General features: G+C 66.9%; 15 protein-coding genes and 1 tRNA gene. 5 read left to right on the plus strand and 11 right to left on the minus strand.

Annotation, left to right across the window (positions count from 1 at the left end):
• Both JHD80_RS22700 and JHD80_RS22705 read right to left on the minus strand, forming a co-directional pair.
• Positions 1 to 391: serine hydrolase (locus tag JHD80_RS22700; RefSeq protein WP_349237329.1), on the minus strand; the 391-nt coding region annotated here is incomplete at its 3' end.
• Between the two features lie 45 nt (positions 392 to 436).
• Positions 437 to 1,501: a septal ring lytic transglycosylase RlpA family protein gene (locus JHD80_RS22705; protein WP_199092080.1), complete on the minus strand. Its 1,065-nt coding sequence runs from the start codon at positions 1,499 to 1,501 to the stop codon at positions 437 to 439.
• A gap of 469 nt (positions 1,502 to 1,970) precedes the next feature.
• On the opposite strand from JHD80_RS22705, the gene JHD80_RS22710 reads away from it, so the two are divergent.
• A tRNA-Ser gene (locus JHD80_RS22710) sits at positions 1,971 to 2,060 on the plus strand.
• Positions 2,061 to 2,135: 75 nt separating this feature from the next.
• On the opposite strand, the gene JHD80_RS22715 is transcribed toward JHD80_RS22710, so the two are convergent.
• The gene (locus JHD80_RS22715) at positions 2,136 to 3,548 is read right to left on the minus strand and encodes an amidohydrolase (protein WP_199092082.1); all 1,413 of its coding nucleotides are present in this window, start codon (positions 3,546 to 3,548) and stop codon (positions 2,136 to 2,138) included.
• A 340-nt stretch (positions 3,549 to 3,888) separates the two neighbouring features.
• Here JHD80_RS22715 and JHD80_RS22720 point away from each other — a divergent pair, with 340 nt between their 5' ends.
• From JHD80_RS22720 to JHD80_RS22730, 3 genes are all read left to right on the plus strand, one after another.
• The gene (locus JHD80_RS22720) at positions 3,889 to 5,031 is read left to right on the plus strand and encodes an MFS transporter (RefSeq protein WP_199092084.1); all 1,143 of its coding nucleotides are present in this window, start codon (positions 3,889 to 3,891) and stop codon (positions 5,029 to 5,031) included.
• A 52-nt stretch (positions 5,032 to 5,083) separates the two neighbouring features.
• Positions 5,084 to 6,328 (plus strand): O-antigen ligase family protein, encoded by a 1,245-nt coding sequence (locus JHD80_RS22725; protein WP_199092086.1) that lies wholly within the window; start codon positions 5,084 to 5,086, stop codon positions 6,326 to 6,328.
• A 757-nt stretch (positions 6,329 to 7,085) separates the two neighbouring features.
• A complete protein-coding gene (locus JHD80_RS22730; RefSeq protein ID WP_199092088.1) occupies positions 7,086 to 8,060 on the plus strand; it encodes a Bug family tripartite tricarboxylate transporter substrate binding protein in 975 nt (324 codons plus the stop codon).
• A 19-nt stretch (positions 8,061 to 8,079) separates the two neighbouring features.
• On the opposite strand, the gene JHD80_RS22735 is transcribed toward JHD80_RS22730, so the two are convergent.
• Together JHD80_RS22735 and arfB are read right to left on the minus strand one after the other, a co-directional pair.
• Positions 8,080 to 8,526 (minus strand): regulatory protein RecX, encoded by a 447-nt coding sequence (locus tag JHD80_RS22735; RefSeq protein WP_349237331.1) that lies wholly within the window; start codon positions 8,524 to 8,526, stop codon positions 8,080 to 8,082.
• A 115-nt stretch (positions 8,527 to 8,641) separates the two neighbouring features.
• Positions 8,642 to 9,061 carry an alternative ribosome rescue aminoacyl-tRNA hydrolase ArfB gene (gene arfB, locus JHD80_RS22740; protein WP_199092092.1) on the minus strand — a complete coding sequence of 140 codons (420 nt, stop codon included), beginning with the start codon at positions 9,059 to 9,061 and terminating at the stop codon, positions 8,642 to 8,644.
• A gap of 97 nt (positions 9,062 to 9,158) precedes the next feature.
• Here arfB and mazG point away from each other — a divergent pair, with 97 nt between their 5' ends.
• On the plus strand, positions 9,159 to 9,995 hold the full coding sequence (gene mazG, locus JHD80_RS22745) for a nucleoside triphosphate pyrophosphohydrolase (protein WP_199092094.1): 837 nt from the start codon (positions 9,159 to 9,161) through the stop codon (positions 9,993 to 9,995).
• 171 nt (positions 9,996 to 10,166) lie between these two features.
• Here mazG and hflX read toward each other — a convergent pair whose 3' ends face one another.
• The 6 genes from hflX to JHD80_RS22775 form a co-directional block, all read right to left on the minus strand.
• Positions 10,167 to 11,495: a GTPase HflX gene (gene hflX / locus JHD80_RS22750; RefSeq protein WP_349237333.1), complete on the minus strand. Its 1,329-nt coding sequence runs from the start codon at positions 11,493 to 11,495 to the stop codon at positions 10,167 to 10,169.
• A gap of 73 nt (positions 11,496 to 11,568) precedes the next feature.
• The gene (gene hfq, locus JHD80_RS22755; RefSeq protein WP_038365847.1) at positions 11,569 to 11,817 is read right to left on the minus strand and encodes an RNA chaperone Hfq; all 249 of its coding nucleotides are present in this window, start codon (positions 11,815 to 11,817) and stop codon (positions 11,569 to 11,571) included.
• A gap of 268 nt (positions 11,818 to 12,085) precedes the next feature.
• A complete protein-coding gene (gene ntrX, locus JHD80_RS22760) occupies positions 12,086 to 13,453 on the minus strand; it encodes a nitrogen assimilation response regulator NtrX (protein WP_199092098.1) in 1,368 nt (455 codons plus the stop codon).
• Positions 13,450 to 15,741: a sensor histidine kinase NtrY-like gene (locus tag JHD80_RS22765; RefSeq protein WP_349237332.1), complete on the minus strand. Its 2,292-nt coding sequence runs from the start codon at positions 15,739 to 15,741 to the stop codon at positions 13,450 to 13,452. The genes ntrX and JHD80_RS22765 overlap by 4 nt, the downstream gene beginning before the upstream one ends.
• Before the next feature lie 122 nt (positions 15,742 to 15,863).
• Entirely contained in the window at positions 15,864 to 17,318 is a 1,455-nt protein-coding gene (ntrC, locus tag JHD80_RS22770) for a nitrogen regulation protein NR(I) (RefSeq protein WP_199092100.1), read from the minus strand.
• A 16-nt stretch (positions 17,319 to 17,334) separates the two neighbouring features.
• Positions 17,335 to 18,468, minus strand: coding sequence for an ATP-binding protein (locus JHD80_RS22775; RefSeq protein ID WP_199092104.1), 1,134 nt, complete (start codon positions 18,466 to 18,468; stop codon positions 17,335 to 17,337).
• Positions 18,469 to 18,529: the final 61 nt, after the last annotated feature.

Below are 18,529 nucleotides of genomic sequence, written 5' to 3' on the forward strand. Positions count from 1 at the left end.
GGATATCGGAGAGCTTGATCCGGCTGTTGAGGATCGCGAACATCGCCGAGCCGCCGGAGGGCCCCCCGCCCTTGCGCCAGGCGTTCTCGGAAATGCCGATCTCACTGTCGAGCGTCAGCTTGCCGGCAGCGATATCCTGGAAGGCGACGAGCACCGTCGCGAGCTTGGCCATGCTTGCCGGCACCATCAATTCGTCGGCCGCCTTCTCGTAGAGCACCGCCCCGGTCTCCGAATCGAGCAGGACGGCATAGGGCGCCTGCGACTGGAAGCCTTGGGCCTGAGCGGCGGCGCCGGACGCGAGAAGCGCAAGGCCCAGAACGAGGCCCGCAACCACCCGACGCGCCGCCAGCAGCGGCACCGCAATTCCCGAAAAACGGCAAAAGGCGCTCATGCCTCGATGTGAAGCAGAGCGCCCGCCATCAGGTCAAGCTGGAGATCAGTTCCGCGCCAGCGGCTGCAGGGTCTGCGGCGCGAGCTTGTTGAGCGGATGGGTCTTTGACAGGCGATCGCCCATGCCCTTCTCCGGCGCGGCGAACAGGCTTGCGCGCATCGGCGGCAGGGTCGTCCGCAGCGTCGCGGGAACCGCAACGGGCTTGGCGGCGTTGGCGATGGTATCGAGATCGAACGGCCGGTTCGGCGGCAGCGGCGCGGCGCGCATGGGCGCAGCGGCGTCGACCGGAGTCGAGACGGTCGAGGCCAAGGTCGCAACGACCGGCGTCGAAGGAGTGATCGTCCGCGGCTGCTGCGGCGCATAGGCCTGCACGACCGGCGTGGCGACGGGAGCGGGTTCCGGCTCGGCCGCCGGCTGCGCGTCGATATCGACGCTGCGACTGCGCGCGGGCGCGACCGGCTCTGCGCTCGCAACCATCGTCCGGGCGCTGGTGCCCGGGATCGGGGCCGGCGAGCCATCGGTGCGCAGGGTGGCGAGCAGGAGCTTGTCGTCGGACCCGGCGAGTGAGGCCTGGCCGAGATACTCCATCTTGATTCGCGCCGTGCCGAGATGGCGGAAGGCGAGTGCGTCGGCCGTCGTCTGCGAGACATCCATCATGCGGCCGCCATGGAAGGGGCCGCGATCATTGACGCGCACGATGATCGAACGGTTGTTCAGGAGATTGGTGACGCGGGCATAGGCCGGCAGCGGCATCGTCGGATGGGCGGCCGAGACGCTGTAGCGGTCGTAGACTTCGCCGTTAGCGGTGCGGCGGCCATGGAAAGCCTCGCCATACCAGGAGGCCAGGCCGACCTGCGAATAGCCGACAGGCTTTTCGAACGGGGTGTAGCGCTTGCCGGCGACGGAATAGGCCTTGCCGACGAGCTGGCGTCCGCCGCCCTTCGGCACTTCCTCGCCCTCGGCGACGACGCGGGGGCTGGCCGCCCCGTATTTCGACTGCGGAAACGCGCCGATTTCCTTGGAGCGGCGGCCGGCGACCTGGTTGCCGGCGCAGTTGGCGGCGAAGAGGCCGGCGAGGATGACGCAGCCCATCCGGGCGACGGTGGGCATGGAAGAAGACGCAGGCGTCAGTCCGGACATCGTGGAAGCGGTCTCCCGGGCCGAAAAGCGAGCGTCTCGAGTCATTCCGCCAATTCCGCTTTCTGCGCCAAAAACATTCTGTCGGCTCGCCGCATAGACGGCAGAGCCGAGTTTTCGGCCAATTCCATTAAGGGATCGTTAAACCGCTAAAATCCGCGAGAACGCGGCACCTGAGCAGGCCGTCCCTGCGCCGTTGGGCGGCCACAGGAGTGTTCGAAATGCGGCGTATGTCAACTTCGCGGCGATCGCAGTGCTCACTTTTTCTGTGCAGCGTTGCGATCGAGCCACGGTGCGGGACCGCGCAAACCGCGAGACAATTCCGCCGGATCGAGCGGCATCACCACCGTTTCGCGGGCGCTGGAGCCGATCGGAAGCGGCCCTTGGCCCGGCCGATCTTCCGCTTGCAAATCGGCTCTCCGCCCGGCATTGACTGGGCACCGGAAGGGTGGCCGAGTGGTTTAAGGCAGCGGTCTTGAAAACCGCCGTGGGTGCAAGCCCACCGTGGGTTCGAATCCCACCCCTTCCGCCAGCTCTCCCGCCAAACCGCCGAGACGCCGAGCTTGTTTGGCCAGGCCGGCTGACCGGCCAAGCCATCGAAGCCCCGTCAGAACATGTGGAAGGGCGGCTTGGCGTCGTCCGGCAGCAGCGCCTTGTAGGGCGTCCGTTTCAGGCGCTCCGCGAAATCGGCCTTCGCCTGTTCGAGCAATCCCGGTTCGGCGAGAACGTCCACGGCGACACCCGCCATGACCTTCGCGACATGGACCATGCCCTTGTGCGCCAAAGGCGACTGGCCATGCGCCGTCAATTGCCAGGAATGACCGGGCGTGCCGATCGTATAGGTCGCGCCGCGCGCCTGGACCGTGGGGACCGCCCAGGAGACGTCGCCGACATCGGTCGAGCCCATCATCCGCGGCCCCGGCACCTCCTTGGGCGCGATCGCGTTGCACAGCGGGAAATCCGTCACCGGCAGCCCCGAGCGTCGGAAGGCGCTCTCGATATGGGCCGGCGTCACGGTCTTCTGCATGCGCCGGGCGAAAGCGACGTCCTCGGCATCGAAGGGCGGCGGGCCGAGCCGGTCGAAATTGCGCTGCATGGCATCTTCCAGCGGCGTATTCGCCAGCAGGCTGCTCATTGCGCTGACGACCTCGCTAGTGACCGTGGTCTCCGTCATCAGCGCCGCGCCCTCGGCGATCTTCCGGACACGGGCGAGCAATTCGTGGACCTCGGAGACCATCGTCGCACGCACGACATAGCGCAGCTTGGCCTTGGCCTGCACCACGTTGGGCGCGATGCCGCCGGCCTCGAGATAGGCGTAGTGGATGCGCGCATCGGACGGCATATGCTCGCGCATGTAATTGACGCCGACATTCATCAGTTCAGCCGCGTCAAGCGCTGAACGGCCGAGATGCGGCGCGGCGGCGGCGTGGCTGGCGCGGCCGGTGAATTCGAAATCGATCGTCGTGTTGGCGAGCGAGATGGCGGCCGTCACGGCCGCGAAATCAGCCGGATGCCAGGAGATCGCGATGTCGACATCCCTGAAGGCGCCCTCCTTGACCATGAAGGCCTTGCCCGCGCCGCCTTCCTCGGCCGGGCAACCGTAATAGCGCACGCGGCCCGCGATCCCCCGCTCGGCCAGGAAGTCCTTCACCGCCGCGGCCGCCAGCATCGCGCCGGCACCGAGCAGGTTATGGCCGCAGCCATGGCCGGCCAGCTGGTTCGGCAAAGGCTGATGCTCGGAGACGCCCGGCGCCTGCGAGAGCTCCGGCAGCGCGTCGTATTCACCGAGGATGGCGATCACCGGGCCGCCCTCGCCCGCCTCGCCCATGACGGCGGTCGGCAATCCGGCAATGCCCGTCTCGACGCGAAAGCCCTCGCGCCGCAATTGCTCGGCATGGGCCGCGGCCGACTTGACCTCGCGGTAGTTCAGCTCGGGCATTTCGAAGACGCGGTCGCTCAGCTCGATATAATCGGCCTGCTTTGAATCGACGATCGTCCAAATCTTATCGGTATTCTGCACAAGCCTTCTCCCGCGATGCATCCGCGCCGATGGAGGCCGCCGCAATCCGCAATCGCGCGGTACCGGCAGCCCTGGCATGGGGAGGCTACTACAAGGCAGGCGGCAGAACGGCTGAATTTTCCGCTGGAGAATCGACGATTATTGCGGGCCGAAAGCCGCGCACGGTGCGTCGGGCGCCTGAAGCTCCGCCCTGTGGTTGCGGCACCTCAGGCGGCCGCCCCGGCGACCGATTGACAGCCTTGAATGGATCGCTCATCAGGCTCGCGAGGTAACGTCCTCGCTCCCATCGCGGGATTTTAATGTCCGGGAACGGCCCGGCCCTTTCCGCACGGGCCGTTCCATGACGACCGACACGATCAGCAAAGCCGGCGCAGTACCCCTGGTTCGCTGGTTCATCTCATCAGCTACCCTTCCCGTCCCGCAGGCCGCCGGGCCGGTCGCCTTTGCGTTCGTCGCCCTGGCCCTGACGGGCGACACCAGCGGCGGCGCCGGCATGATCCTGGCAATGACGCTGGCCCAGGTCGCCGGCGCGATCCCCATCACCCGGGCGGGAAGCAGCCTGCCGCCGACGACCTTCCTGCGCTTGCTGGTGCTGTTCCGCACGGTGGCGCTCGCGGGTCTCGCTCTGCTGGCGCAATATTCCGCGCCCTTCATCTGGCTCGTGGCATGCTCGGCGCTGGCCGGGGCGGTGAACGGTGCGGCGTTCGGCTATCTGCGAACCATCCTCAACCAGCTCGCGCCGCCGGCGAAACTGCCGAGGGCGCTCGGCATCGCATCGACGCTCAACGAGGTGACGTTCGTCCTGGCGCCCGTGATGGCATCCGGGCTGGGCAGCCTGTCGCCGGTCTTCGCCATTCTGGCGATCGCGGCGCTGGGCGCCATGCCGGCTTTGCTCGTTCCGACCGTCATGCCCACTCCGACGCAAGAGGTGCATCAGCCGGATGGCTCCATCGTCAGCCCGGCGATCCTGCTCTGGCTGATCTGCGCCGCCGCGGGCAGCTCGACCGTGGCGGCCCTGGAGATCGGCGCGGTCGCCCTGGCGCTGCATTTCGGCTACGCGCCGGCCCTCGCCATCCTTTTTACCGTCCCGCTCTGTCTCGCTTCGGTGGCCGGCGGGATCTGGGTCAGCGTCCGCAACCGCATGGGAAGCCGCCGCGCGGTCCTGATCCAGCTGACAATCATGGCGTCCGGCGCCATTCTCGCCGCCTTGCAGCTGTCCATGCCCGTCACGGTCCTTGGCGCTGTCCTGGTCGGAGTGGTTCTCGCCCCGCTGGGCACCTATTACTCGCTGATCCTCGACTCCCTCGCGCCTCCGAAGAAGCGGCCCGAGGTCTTCGCCTTGCTGCGCACCGCGAACGCCACCGGAATCATCATCGCCAGCGCCATCATGACGGCGGTTTCATTGCAGACGGCTTTGATCGTGGTGAGCTGCCTGATGATCTGCGTGGCGCTGATCGTCGCCATCGCGTCGCGCGATCGTTGAGAGAGGCACCCGATCTGGCGGAGGCCGGGCGGATCGCATACAGGCAAGCCGCATGAACCAGACCGACAGCCCCCACCGTCCCGAGACCGGCCCCCGCGCCGCAACGGCCGCCGCCCTGTCGCTGACGGGGACCCTCGCCCTCGTGCTGCTTCCCCTGGCGATGTGGCTCGCCAATCGATCGGCCCCGCTCATGCTCGGGATTGCGAGCCTCGCTTTCGTCGGCGCCGCGGTGCTCTCGCCGCGCGCCGCGGAGATGCCCATGCGGCTGCGCCGAATGCTGTCGACACCGCTCGGTTTGAGCCTGGCCGCATTCCTGGCCTGGGCGCTGGTCTCGATACTATGGAGCCATGACCGGCCGGCATCGCTGCGGGCCTGGGGAGAGCTTGCCCTGCCGATCGGCTGCGCGCTCGCGATCGCGGTATCCGACCGGTTCGGGGCAAGACCGGCTTGGTTGAGGGCGCTGGCCCTCGCCATCATCCTCGCCTGCCTGCTGTCGATCGTCGAGCTCTCCTCCGGGCTCTCGCAACGAGCGGCGCTCGGCATCGGCAAGCTCTACAGCTTCGTCTTCAACCGCCCGGCCATCACGGCGCTCGTTCTGGCGATCCCGACGATCCATGGCCTCTGGCGGCTGCCGGACGCGAAACGGTCCGACCGTTTCCTCGCCATTGTGCTGGCTCTGTCGGTTGCCGCGCTCGCGCTGAAATCCGAAAGCGCGTCCGCCCGTCTCGGCGTCGCCGTCTGCGCAATCTGCTGGCTGGCGGCGGCCTATATGCCGCGTTTGACGACGGCCGCGGTCGCCGTGGCCTTCGTCCTCACGATGGCAATGGCACCCGTACTGGGCATCGCGGCGACGAACTGGTTGCCCTCGCAGATCCTGAACCGTTTCGCGGTGATGACGGGGCAGGCGCGTATCGACATCTGGCTGAGCTTCGGCGAGGTCGCGCGCGCCAGCCCGCTGCATGGAGCGGGTTTCGGAACATCGGCGACCATGCAGAAGCACCCGATCGCTGAGGCGGTTTTACCCGAACATCGGCAATTGCTGGCCGTGGGCCATCCCCATGACATGCCGCTTCAGGCCTGGGCGGAAACCGGACTGATCGGCGCCGCCCTGCTGACCCTGGCCGGGCTGCTTCTGCTTCGGCGATTGCGGCGGTTGCCGCCGGCCGATCTGGCGCCGCGCCTGGCTCTGTTCTCGGCGGCTTTCGCGATCGCGGTCGTCGGTCACGGCGCCTGGCAAGGCTGGTGGATCGCGGCCCTGGGGGCGTCGATCGTCTGGTTCAGCTCCGCCGAGGCCTGAGGACCGCCGCCGCGGCGGCTTCAAGATCAGATCCGGGACTGTGTCGGCATCCCACGGGCGGCAGCGGGGCTTGTCCCCTCTTCCACCGCCGTCACGACATGCCCCCGGCGTTGCTCGGCCGCTGGTTGCCTGGATGCCGAGCGACCGCTCGTGAAGAACAGAGCGCTCAAGCCGATCAGGAATATGAAGGTCGCATATCGCGTGAACATAAACCCCCGCAGCCACATGTTCGCGGGAGCACTCAAGACCGGGAACCCTCAAATTGCATTCAAACCGGTCCGTAAAATTGCGTGCAAGCTGCGATTTCTCATGCGGAAACGCCGTTTACGGCCAGTAACGACGTGACCGAAAGCTCCACGTAATGCCTTTACGTCAGCCGCCGCCTCGCGTTAGGCATTGCCGACCTCTCCGACATGTTAGGCCTTTTCGCTGACTCGACGCCTGCGTCCGGCCATGCATTGCTGGCTCGCCAACGAAAACACGGCATCAAATGCCGGGGCGCCATTTTGCTGAAAAGGTGGAGGGAACCCATGAAGGAAGAGGAAATCCGCGGCCTCGTCGCGGATGTGACTTGGTATCGCGCCTGATCGCCTCTCGTGGTTGGGACGCCGGCCTTACCCGGCCTCCGCAGGCCCGACATCCTCCATTTTCGACATGAAGCCCATCACAGGCCGATCGAAACCCCTCCAGTTCTCCTGAACCCCGTCCGGCAAGAAGGCGGGGACCAACCAGAGCCGCATCAAGGGAGAAGCCCAACATGACGACAAAACGAGACCTGATCCTCGCGACCGCAGCCTTCGCGCTGCTGGCGGCCGCACCGGCCCTAGCCGAGACCTGGCCTGCCCGGCCGATCACCTTCATCGTGCCCTTCCCCGCCGGCGGAGGCACCGATGCCTTCGCAAGGCCGCTCGCCGCCCAGCTCGACCAGCAGCTCGGCCAGCGCATCATCATCGAGAATCGCGGCGGTGCCGGCGGCACGGTCGGCGCGTCGGCCGCGGCGCGGGCCAAGGCCGACGGCTACACGTTCTTTGTCGGAGCGGCACATCATGCGATCGCGCCGGCGCTCTATCCGAAGCTCGACTACAACATCCAGACCGATTTCATCCCCATCGCTGTCATCGCCCAGCCCCCGCAGGTGATCGTCGTCAACCCCGGCAAGGTCCAGGCCAAGACGGTGGCCGAGCTGGTCGACTTCGCCCGCAAGAATCCCGAGAAGCTGAACTATGCCTCGGCCGGCAACGGCACGACGCATCATCTCGCCGGCGAGCTCTTCCAGATCTCGACCAAGACCAAGCTGACCCATGTGCCCTATCGCGGTGCCGGCCCCGCCTTGCAGGACACGGTCGCGGGCCAGGTCGATCTGCTGTTCGACGGCCTCGGTTCCTCGGCGGCGCAGATCCAGAGCGGCGCGCTGCGAGCGCTCGCGGTGGCGGCTCCCTCTCGCTCCGAGGCCGTGCCGGATGTGCCGACGGCCAAGGAGGCCGGCCTCGAAGGCTTCGAGGTCTCGACCTGGTACGCGCTCTGGGCGCCCAAGGGCACGCCGCCGGAGATCGTGACGAAGATGCGTGACGAGGTGCAGAAGACGCTGAAGACTCCCGCCATCGAGGCGGCCTGGAAGAAGAACGGCTCGCCGATGCCGACCCTGACCGGCGCGGATTTCGGGGCGTTCGTCACCGCCGAGGTCGAGCGCTGGGGCAAGGTCGTCAAGGAGGCGCAGGTCAAGCTGGAGTGAGGCCGGCACGACCCAGCCATCAGCGCGATGGCTCGGCCTCGCCGTCGATCACGGCGCGTGCCGTGGCATAGGCGAAGCCGAGCCGGGCGAGTGCCGCGAGATCTTTCTGCCGCGATTCCGCGCGCTTTTCCGCTGCGCGCCACGGGCCGAGACGACGCCGCTTCGCGGCAATCCGCGCAGCGGTCAGCTCGTCGCTCGCCTCTCCGGCGGTGACCTCCCCGACGAGTTCGCGCGAGACGCCTTTTGCAGAAAGCCTGGCCGCCACGGCACGCTGCGATTGTCCCTTCCTGCGCAGCGTCGCCGCCCGTGCCTCGGCGAAGCGGCGATCATCGACGAGGCCGGATGCGACGCAACGCGCCACGACGGCGTCGAGGGCCTGCGCATGAGAGGCCGGGTCTTCGCCGTGATGGCGGCAGCTCACGGCGATCTTGCGCGCCAGTACCCGGCGCAATTGCGCGGCCGGCACCGAATAGCGTTCGAGATAATGCATCGCCGCGCGTTGCAGATAGTCGGGCGTGATCCGCCGGGGCACCCGGGCAGGGCGTGCTCCCTCGCCTCGCCTGTCGCCACGATCCATCATGCTAATCGGCCCCAGGCTTCTGCCGCCCGGCCTTGACGCCGGAGCGCTTCTCCTTGGACGCGAGCCGGCGCTCCTTCGAGGCTTTGGTCGGCTTCGTCGCGCGCCGGACCTGCGGGCGCACGGCCGCCGTCCGGATCAGGTCCAGCAGGCGCTCCACCGCCTCCTCGCGATTGCGCTTCTGGCTGCGATGCGTCTGGGCGACGATGACGATCACGCCATCCTGCGTCAGCTTGCTGCCGGCGATCTTCATCAGGCGGATCGCGACATCGTTCGGCAGCGACGGCGAGCGGCGCACATCGAAGCGGATCTGAACCGCGCTCGACACCTTGTTGACATGCTGGCCGCCCGGACCGGAGGCGCGCACGAAGCTTTCCTCGATCTCGCTCTCGTCGATCGCGATGGACGGGGTGGCTTGAATCATGGGAGGAGGATTATCAAAGTTTCGCGCATTGCCTCAGCGAAAAACCGGTTCCCCATTTCGCGCAATGCTCCGCCCGCGTTCACGGAGACATATGGCGATGAAGCCCTCTCGCGAGATTGAAGGCCTGATCGCGATCATGGCTGCGCTGCGTACCCCGGGAATCGGCTGCCCCTGGGACCTGGAGCAGGATTTCGACTCTATCGCGCCCTATACGGTCGAGGAAGCCTATGAGGTCGCCGACGCCATCGCGCGCGACGACAAGCTCGACCTCAAGGACGAACTCGGCGACCTCCTGCTGCAGGTGGTGTTCCACGCCCGCATGGCCGAAGAGGAAGGCTCCTTCGCCTTTCCCGACGTGGTCGAGGCGATCACCAGCAAATTGATCCGCCGGCATCCGCATGTCTTCGGCGATGCTCGTGATCTCTCACCCGCCGAGGTCAGAGCGCTGTGGCACCGGATCAAGGCCGAGGAGAAGGCTGCCAAGGCAGTCGCCCGCGAAGCGGCCGGCCTGCCGCCGCAGGCCGTGGACCACGGCGTGCTCGCCGGCGTGCCGCATACCTTGCCCGCCCTCACCCGCGCCTGGAAATTGCAGGCCCGCGCCTCCACCGTCGGCTTCGACTGGAACGATGCGCGCCTCGTGCTCGACAAGATCCGCGAGGAGACCGCCGAGATCGACGAGGCGCTTGCCGGCGGCGACAAGGCCGCGATCCACGAGGAGATCGGCGACCTGCTCTTCGTCGTCGCCAATCTCGCCCGCCATACGGACGCCGACCCCGAAGGCTGCCTCGCCGCCGCCAACGCCAAGTTCGAACGCCGGTTCAAGGCGATCGAGGAGGCGCTGGAAGCGCAGGGCAGGACGGCGAAGGATGCCAGCCTCGACGAGATGGAAGGGCTCTGGCAGGCGGTGAAGCAGCGGGAGAAGGCAGCCGGTTAGAGCGTGCCGGTTGCACTCGGAACCACGCCGCTATCCCGGACAAGCTGCTCAGCGGCGTAGATCCGGGATCCATCATAGAGTTGCGGAGTCCTTCGATGGATCCCCGGGCAAGCCCGGGATGACGTCGCGGGTTGGATAATCGTCAGGATGTTTAAGCGGCCGCTGCGCAGCCTAGCCCTGCCGCTCAGCTTCGGGAAAGCGCGCCGTGAACGCCCCTTCGCGCTCCAGCGGCAGGCGCACGACGAGCTTCAGCGCGCCATCCTCGCCATCCCGGCGTTCGAGGATTTCGCCATTGGCATGCAGCCAGGCGAGCGACTTGCCGTCGCCCGGAACGAGCTCCAGCGTATAAACCGGGCGGCTATGCGCGATGCGGGTCTCGATGGAGCGCGTCAGGCGCTCGATGCCCTCGCCGGTCAGGGCCGAGACCAGGACCGGGCGCGATCCATCCGGCCTCAGCGTGGCGATGCCAAGCTGGCGCTCGCGTTCGGCGGGGTCGAGCAGGTCGGCCTTGTTCCAGACTTCGATGACGCGCTGGCCGTCGTCCGGATTGATGCCGAGGTCGCGCAGGATCGCCTGCACGTCTGCGGCCTGCGCCTGCGTGTCCTCATGGGCGACGTCGCGGACATGCAGCAGCACATCGGCCTCGATCGCGTCTTCCAGCGTGGCGCGGAAGGCGGCGACGAGCTGGGTCGGCAGGTCGGAGATGAAGCCGACCGTGTCTGACAGCATGATCCGGGCGCCATGCGGCAGCTTGATCGCGCGCGCCGTCGGGTCGAGCGTGGCGAAGAGCATGTCCTGCGCCAGCACCTCGGCCGAGGTCAGCCGGTTGAACAGCGTCGATTTGCCGGCATTGGTGTAACCGACCAGCGCAACTATCGGATAAGGCACGCGTTTCCGGCTGGCGCGATGCAGCGATCGCGTGCGCTTCACGCTCTCCAGATCGCGCTCGATCTTGGTCATGCGCTCCTGGATGATGCGCCGGTCGGCCTCGATCTGGGTTTCGCCGGGGCCTCCGAGGAAGCCGAAGCCGCCGCGCTGGCGCTCAAGGTGGGTCCAGGACCGGACCAACCGGCTCTTCTGGTAGTTGAGATGTGCGAGCTCGACCTGGAGCGCGCCTTCCTTGGTGCGGGCGCGCCGGCCGAAGATCTCGAGGATCAAGCCGGTCCGGTCGATGACCTTGCAGCCGAAAGCCTTTTCAAGGTTGCGCTGCTGTACCGGCGACAGGGCGCAGTCCATCACGACGAGGCCGATCTCCTCGATCTTGATGCGCTCGGCGAGCTCTTCGACCTTGCCCTTTCCGAGATAGGTCGCAGGGCGCAGCGCCGTCAGCAGCACCTGCACCGGCTCGACGACGGTCAGGTCGATCGCCGCCGCGAGGCCCACGGCCTCGTCTAGCCGCGCCGCGAAGGAGCGCTGGTTGGCGTCGACGGCGACGCCGCGCTTTTGCAGATAGGGTCCCACGACGAAGGCGCGCGTATTCGCCGCGATGTCGCGTTCGATCTCGTCGAGCGGCTTCGCGCCTGTGACGCGCGTGGCCGCCCGATCCTTGTCGTCCTTGTGGCTTGCAGCCAAATCAGTTCTTGTCCGTTTCCTCGGGCTCGAACAGCTGCACCGGATGGCCGGGCATGATGGTCGAGATCGCGTGCTTGTAGACCAACTGCGAGTGACCGTCACGGCGCAGCAGCACGCAGAAATTGTCGAACCAGGTGACGACGCCCTGCAGCTTGACGCCGTTGACGAGGAAGATCGTCAGCGGGATCTTCTGCTTGCGCACATGGTTGAGGAAAGTGTCCTGGAGATTCTGAGCCCGCTCGGCGGCCATGGGTAGTCCCTGTTGTTGGGATCGCCGATCGGATTAAATCCAGCGATCCAATTCGTTCCGTTTCAGGCCGGCGGCGCATTCCGCCAGCGTCGGAACACCGATGTTCCATTAGATCGTCGTCTTCGCCCGCAACGCAAGTGCAGCAATGCCGACTTTAGATGCATGCCGCCTGCGTAGCGTGCAAACGGTCATGCGTGGGGCGCCTGACGGCCTTCGATCACTTCGCCCTTCGACGATTCAGTCGAAGGCGAGAGGATCGCTTCTCACGCTAGCCGACGCCGAGCGACTTCAGTTTCCGGTGCAGCGCCGAGCGTTCCATGCCGATGAACTCGGCCGTACGCGAGATGTTGCCGGAGAAGCGCGCGATCTGCGCGATCAGATACTCGCGCTCGAAGATTTCGCGCGCGTCGCGCAGCGGCAGGCTCATTAGGCGCTCGCCGCCGGAACCCGACGGCGTCGTCGGCACCATCGCGCCGACCTCGGCCGGCAGCATCTCGATCGTGACCTCGGCGGTGGGGTCGCCCTTGGTCAGGATCATCAGGCGTTCGACATTGTTGCGCAGCTCGCGGATGTTGCCCGGCCATTCATGCGACTGCAGCACGGCCATGGCGTCGCTGCCGATCTGGCGCTTGGGCAGGCCGCTCGCGATCGAGATCTGCTCCATGAAGAACTCGATCAGCTCGGGCACGTCCTCGCGTCGCTCCGACAGCGGCGGCACCTTGATCGGCACGACGCTGAGGCGGTGATAGAGGTCCTCGCGGAAATGCCCGTCGGCGATGAGCTGCGCCAGGTCGCGGCTCGACGAGGAGATGACGCGGACGTCGACATGGACCCGCGTCGCGCCGCCGACGCGCTGGAAATTCTGGTCGACCAGCACGCGCAGGATGCGGTTCTGCGTCTCGCGCGGCATATCGCCGATCTCGTCGATATAGAGCGAGCCGCCATGGGCTTCCTCCAGCGCACCGATCCGGCGGGAGCGGCCGTCGCCGCCTTCGACACCGAATAGCTCCTCCTCCATCGTCTCGGGCGTGATCGTCGCCGCATTGATCACGACGAAGGGGCCACTCGACCGGGTGGAGGCCTCGTGCAGCGTGCGCGCCGCCAGCTCCTTGCCGCAGCCCGGCTCGCCGGTGATCAGCACGCGCGCATTGGTCGGCGCGACGCGCTCGATCGTCTGGCGAAGCTGGTTCACGACCGTCGTGCGGCCGACGATGCGGTCCGCCTGGACCGAGCGGGTCTTGAGCTCGCGGACCTCGCGGCGCAGGCGCGAGGCCTCCAGCGCGCGTTCCGCGACGAGCACCAGCCGGTCGGCCTTGAACGGCTTCTCGATGAAGTCATAGGCGCCGCTCTTGATCGCCGAAACCGCCGTCTCGATGTTGCCGTGGCCGGAGATCATCACCACCGCGAGATCGGGATGGTTCTCCTTGATCAGTTCCAGCACCTGCAAACCGTCGAGCCGGCTGCCCTGCAGCCAGATATCGAGGAAGACGAGGTTCGGCCGGCGCGAGGCGATCGCAGCCAAGGCCTCGTCGGCGGAGCCCGCCTTGCGGGTCCGGTAGCCCTCGTCCTCCAGCAGGCCGGCGACCAGATCGCGGATATCGACTTCGTCGTCCACTACCAGGATGTCAGCGCTCATAGGCGTATCCCATTCTTCCCATTATCCGTGTTGCGCGAGCCGTTTTCCGGCTGTGCGGCCGCATCGCCGCCCTCGGCGTCCTGCGCAGGGCCTGTCTCGGGGAACCAGAGGCGGATGCGGGCGCCCCTTGTGCCGCTGGCGGCATCCGGCCGGTCGAGCAGCTCGATGCCGCCGCCATGGTCCTCCAGGATCTTGCCGACGATGGCGAGTCCCAGGCCCGTCCCGCCCTCGCGCGTCGTCATATAGGGCTCGAGCAGCTTCTGGCGCTGGTCAGCCGGAAGGCCCTTGCCGTTGTCGATGACGTCGATGACGATCCGGCCATCGTCGAGCCTTGCCATCTGGACATCGATCCGGCCCGGCCCGCGCTCCTCGGCCGGCACGGCCTCGATCGCCTCGGTCGCGTTCTTGATGACATTGGTCAGCGCCTGCGAGATCAGGCGCCGGTCGAAGCGCGCCGATACCGGTTCCTCCGGAAGGGCCTCCGCGATCGTCGTCTCGGGATTGCCGACGCGCCAGAGGAAGACGATCTGGCGAACCGTCTCGACGATGTCCTCGCGGGCGAGAGAGGGCTTCGGCATGCGGGCGAAGGACGAGAATTCATCGACCATGCGCCGGATATCCTCGACCTGCCGCACGATCGTGTCGGTGCACTGGTCGAAGACGTCCTTGCCTTCGGTGATGACGCGCCCGAACCGGCGCTTGATGCGCTCGGCCGAAAGTTGGATTGGGGTCAGCGGGTTCTTGATCTCATGCGCGATCCGGCGCGCGACATCGGCCCAGGCGGCGGTGCGCTGGGCGGAGACGAGGTCGGTGATGTCGTCGAGCGTCACCACGAGGCCGGCCCCCGTCCCCTCGCCTTCCCGGACGGCGCGGATATTGACCATCCGGTCCTGCCCGGCACGCGTGAAGGCGACCTGACCCGAGCTCTGGCGCTGCCGGTTCTGCAGGGCTTCGGCGACAAAGCCCGCCACTTCCGGCGCGATCTCGGCGATCGGCCTGCCCAGCAGGCGCCCGCCCGCTCCGAGCAGGCTCTCGGCCGAGCGGTTGATCGTGGTGACATGCCCGTCGCTGTCGAGGCTGAGCACGCCCGAGGAGACGCCGGACAGCACTGTTTCGGTGAAGCGCCGTCGCCGGTCGATGACCTCGCTCGCCGTGACCAGGCTGTCGCGCTGGCGGCGCAGCTCCGCCGTCATCTTGTTGAAGGTCTCGCCGAGATGGGCGAGGTCGCCCTCCGATCGTCGGATCGGCACCTGGACATAGAAATTACCGCTCGAAACCTGGTCGGTCGCGTCGATCATCCGTCGGATCGGCGCGACCAGCCCGTTGGCGAAGCTCAAGCCCAGCCAGATCGCCGAAAGCAGCAGGATCAGCGCGATCAGCCCGTACATCGAGGCGAAGGCGATCTGGACGCCCTTCCGGCGTGCATCGATCGAGAGATATTCGACGGCCGCCCCGCGCGCGACCGACGGGAACTCGACGGCGAGCGGATCGACCTCGCGCGCGACGTGCAGGAAGCTGTTGTCGTAGCTCGGCAGCTTCATCACGGCGCCGAATACCGTTCCCGTCCGCGGGATGACGCAGATCGGCTCCGGCGCGGATTTCGCGTCGTCGAAGGCCGCCTGGTCGGGCATCGGCGGGTCGCGCAGCACGTTGATGTTGGCCCTGGCGATCACCTTGTCGGGCGGCTGCATGATCGCGGCGACGGGCAGGCCGAGCGCGGTCGCGCGCGTCGTCAGGAAGTTCTCGAACCATTTCCGGTCGACGTCGAAGGCAGGCTTCGCCCGGCTGAGGTCGTCGGCCAGGACGCGGATTTCGCGTCCGAGCGAACGGCACTGGCTGGCGGCGTAGGCATCGGCCACCTCGACCGACTTGAAGATCGCATCGCGCATCCGATCCGAGAACCACGGCTCCAGCCCGCGCTCGATCGTGATCGTGGCGATGATCGCGACGAGAACCGCAGGCAGCGCGGCCATGATGCTGAACAGGCCGACGATGCGGACATGCAAGCCCGCGGCGGCCTGGCCAGCCTTGCGGGCGCGGATCAGCACCGCGGCCTCGATGGCCACCGTAACGATCAGCACCAGGATCAGCAGCGCGTTGAGCACGAAGACGCCGACCACGACTTCGTGCACCGGCGCGATCGGGGTGGCACCGGAGAGGACGAGGAAAGTCACCAGTGCCGAGATCAGCGCGAGCGCGACGACGATCCCGCCGACCCAGCCCGACACGCGGCGGGATTTCTCCTCGCCGCGCGGCATCATTCTGGCTTCATGGACAGAAGCGGACACGTTTCCCGACAACTCCGATATGGCAGGGATCGCGAACCGACCACGCCTGCAGGGCGCCACTGATGCGCCGCCGCAACGGTGTTGTCAAAATATGACATTCACAAGGCGAGAAGCGCCTCGTTTCAGCGCGGCGAACGCACCACCTGCATGTCGAGCTCGCGAATCTTCTTCCGCAGCGTGTTCCGATTGAGCCCGAGCAGCTCGGCAGCACGGATCTGGTTGCCGCGCGTCGCGGCCAGCGCTGCGGCTATCAAGGGGGGCTCGATCTCGCGCAGGATGCGGTGATAGAGCCCGGGCGGCGGGATATTGTCGCCGAAGCTGCCGAAATACTGGCCGAGATGGCGCTCGACGGAGCCGGAGAGCGTCTCTGCCCGCTCGGACGAGATTGAAGGGCCGTTCGTGAAGCCCGGCCCCACTGCCGCCGGTTGCAACTCGGCCTCGATGATCGGCGCGGTGATCGTTTCCTGCGGATAGAGCGCAGCCAGGCGCCGGACCAGATTCTCCAGCTCGCGGACGTTTCCGGGCCAGCGGTACTGGCGCATCACGTCCATCGCTTCCGAATCGACCTGCTTTCGCGGCAGTCCCTCCTTCTCGACCAGCGAGAAGAAGTGGCGAACGAGATCGGGAATGTCCTCGATGCGCTCGCGCAGCGGAGGCAGGCGGATCGGCACGACGTTCAGCCGGAAGAACAGGTCCTCGCGGAACAGGCCCTGCGCGATCGAGATGCGCAGATCCTTGTTGGTCGCGGCGACGATGCGGACATTGGTCTTGATCGGGGTGCGCCCGCCGACCGTGGTGTACTCGCCCTGTTGCAGCACGCGCAGCAGGCGGGTCTGCGCCTCCATCGGCATATCGCCGATCTCGTCGAGGAAGAGCGTGCCGCCTTCCGCCTGTTCGAAGCGTCCCGACGAGCGGGTGAGCGCGCCGGTGAAGGCGCCCTTCTCATGGCCGAAGAGCTCGGATTCGATCAGGTCCTTCGGGATTGCCGCCATGTTGATCGCGACGAAGGGGCCGTTCTTGCGCTTGCCGTAATCGTGCAGCGCGCGGGCCACCAGCTCCTTGCCGGTGCCGGATTCGCCGTTGATCATCACGGTCAGATCGATCGGCATCAGGCGCGCCAGCGCACGGTAGACATCCTGCATCGCCGGCGAGCGGCCGATCAGCGGAATGTCCTCGGGCTCGGCCGCATGGCCGCGGGCCGCCTCGCCACGCGGGCGCGACATCGCACGCCCGACGATCGCGACGAGCTCCTTCAGGTCGAAGGGCTTGGGCAGATATTCGTAGGCGCCGCGTTCGGAGGCCTTGATCGCCGTCATGAAGGTGTTCTGCGCGCTCATCACGATGATCGGCAGCTCGGGCCGCACCCGCTTGATGCGCGGCAGCAGGTCGAAGGCGTTCCCGTCGGGCATCACGACATCGGTGATGATCAGGTCGCCCAGTCCCTGGGCGGCCCAGGTCCAGAGGGTGGCGGCCTGGCCGGTGGTCCTGACTTCATAGCCCGCTCGCGCGAGCGCCTGGTTCAGGACGGTGCGGATCGCGGCGTCGTCGTCGGCGACGAGGATGTGACCGGTCGGCATGTGTTGCTTGAGGCCTTTACGTTGCCTGCCCCGACCTGAGCTGGTGCAGGGGCAGGAGGATCCTGAAATGCGTCCGGCGCGGAACGGACTCGCATTCAACGATTCCGCCGTGATCGCCGATCACCTTGGCGACAAGTGCAAGTCCAAGGCCACTTCCCTGGGCCTTGGTCGTGACGAAGGGATCGAACAGGTGCTGCACCAGATCGGCCGGCACGCCCGGCCCGTTGTCGCGCACGGCGATCTCGAGCGGCAGCGCAATCCGCTCCGAGGAGCCCGGGACCTGCAGGCGGATACCCGGGCGATAGGCTGTCGTCAGCGTGATCTCACCGTCGATCGCATCTTCGCCGATCGCTTCCGCGGCATTCTTGACGAGGTTGAGCAGCACCTGGACGAGCTGGTCGCGGTTGCCGGCGACCGGCGGCAGCGAGGGGTCGTAAGTCTCGGTGAAGCGGATATGCCGCGCGAAACCGGACTGGGCGAGGCGCTTCACATGGTCGAGCACGTCATGGACATTGACCGCGTCGCGCTCGCTCGGCCGCTCGTCGCCGAACAGTTCGACACGTTCCACCAGCTTCACAATCCGGTCGGTCTCGTCGCAGATCAGCTGCGTCAGCATCCGATCCTCGTCGGAGATCGAGCCTTCCAACAGTTGCGCCGCGCCACGGATGCCCGAGAGCGGGTTCTTGATCTCATGGGCCAGCATGGCGCCGAGCGCAGTAATCGAGCGCGCTGCCCCACGATGCGTCAATTGCCTGTCCATTTTTTCGGCAATTGTCCGTTCTTGCAGCATCAGCACGACCGCATCGCCCTGGCTGGGCAAGGGAGAGGCAAAGACATCGACGATGTGATCGGTTCCGAGGCGGGGCGTGCCGAGATCGAGGCGATACTCGCTGACGCTGGCGCCGCGGCGCTGCACCTCCTCGATCAGGCCCAGCACCGGCGAGCCGAAGGCGACGAGGTCGTCGATGCGCTGGCGCTTGAGCAGGGCAGCGCTCGACTGGAAGAAATCCTCTGCCGCCGTGTTGGCATAGAGCACGGCATGACCCTCGCCGATCACCAGCACCGGCATCGGCAGAACCGTCAGCGCCTGGACCTCGATCGGATCGAGCAGGTAGGTGCTGCGGCTTCCTAGCCCCTTGTCGGCAAACATCGCCGTCATCGGCTGCTCCTTGCGGCGTCAGGCCGCTTCGCGATTGCGATCGGTCGAGAAC

The organism is Allobosea sp. ASV33 (genome assembly GCF_016428755.1).
GTDB lineage: Bacteria > Pseudomonadota > Alphaproteobacteria > Rhizobiales > Beijerinckiaceae > Allobosea.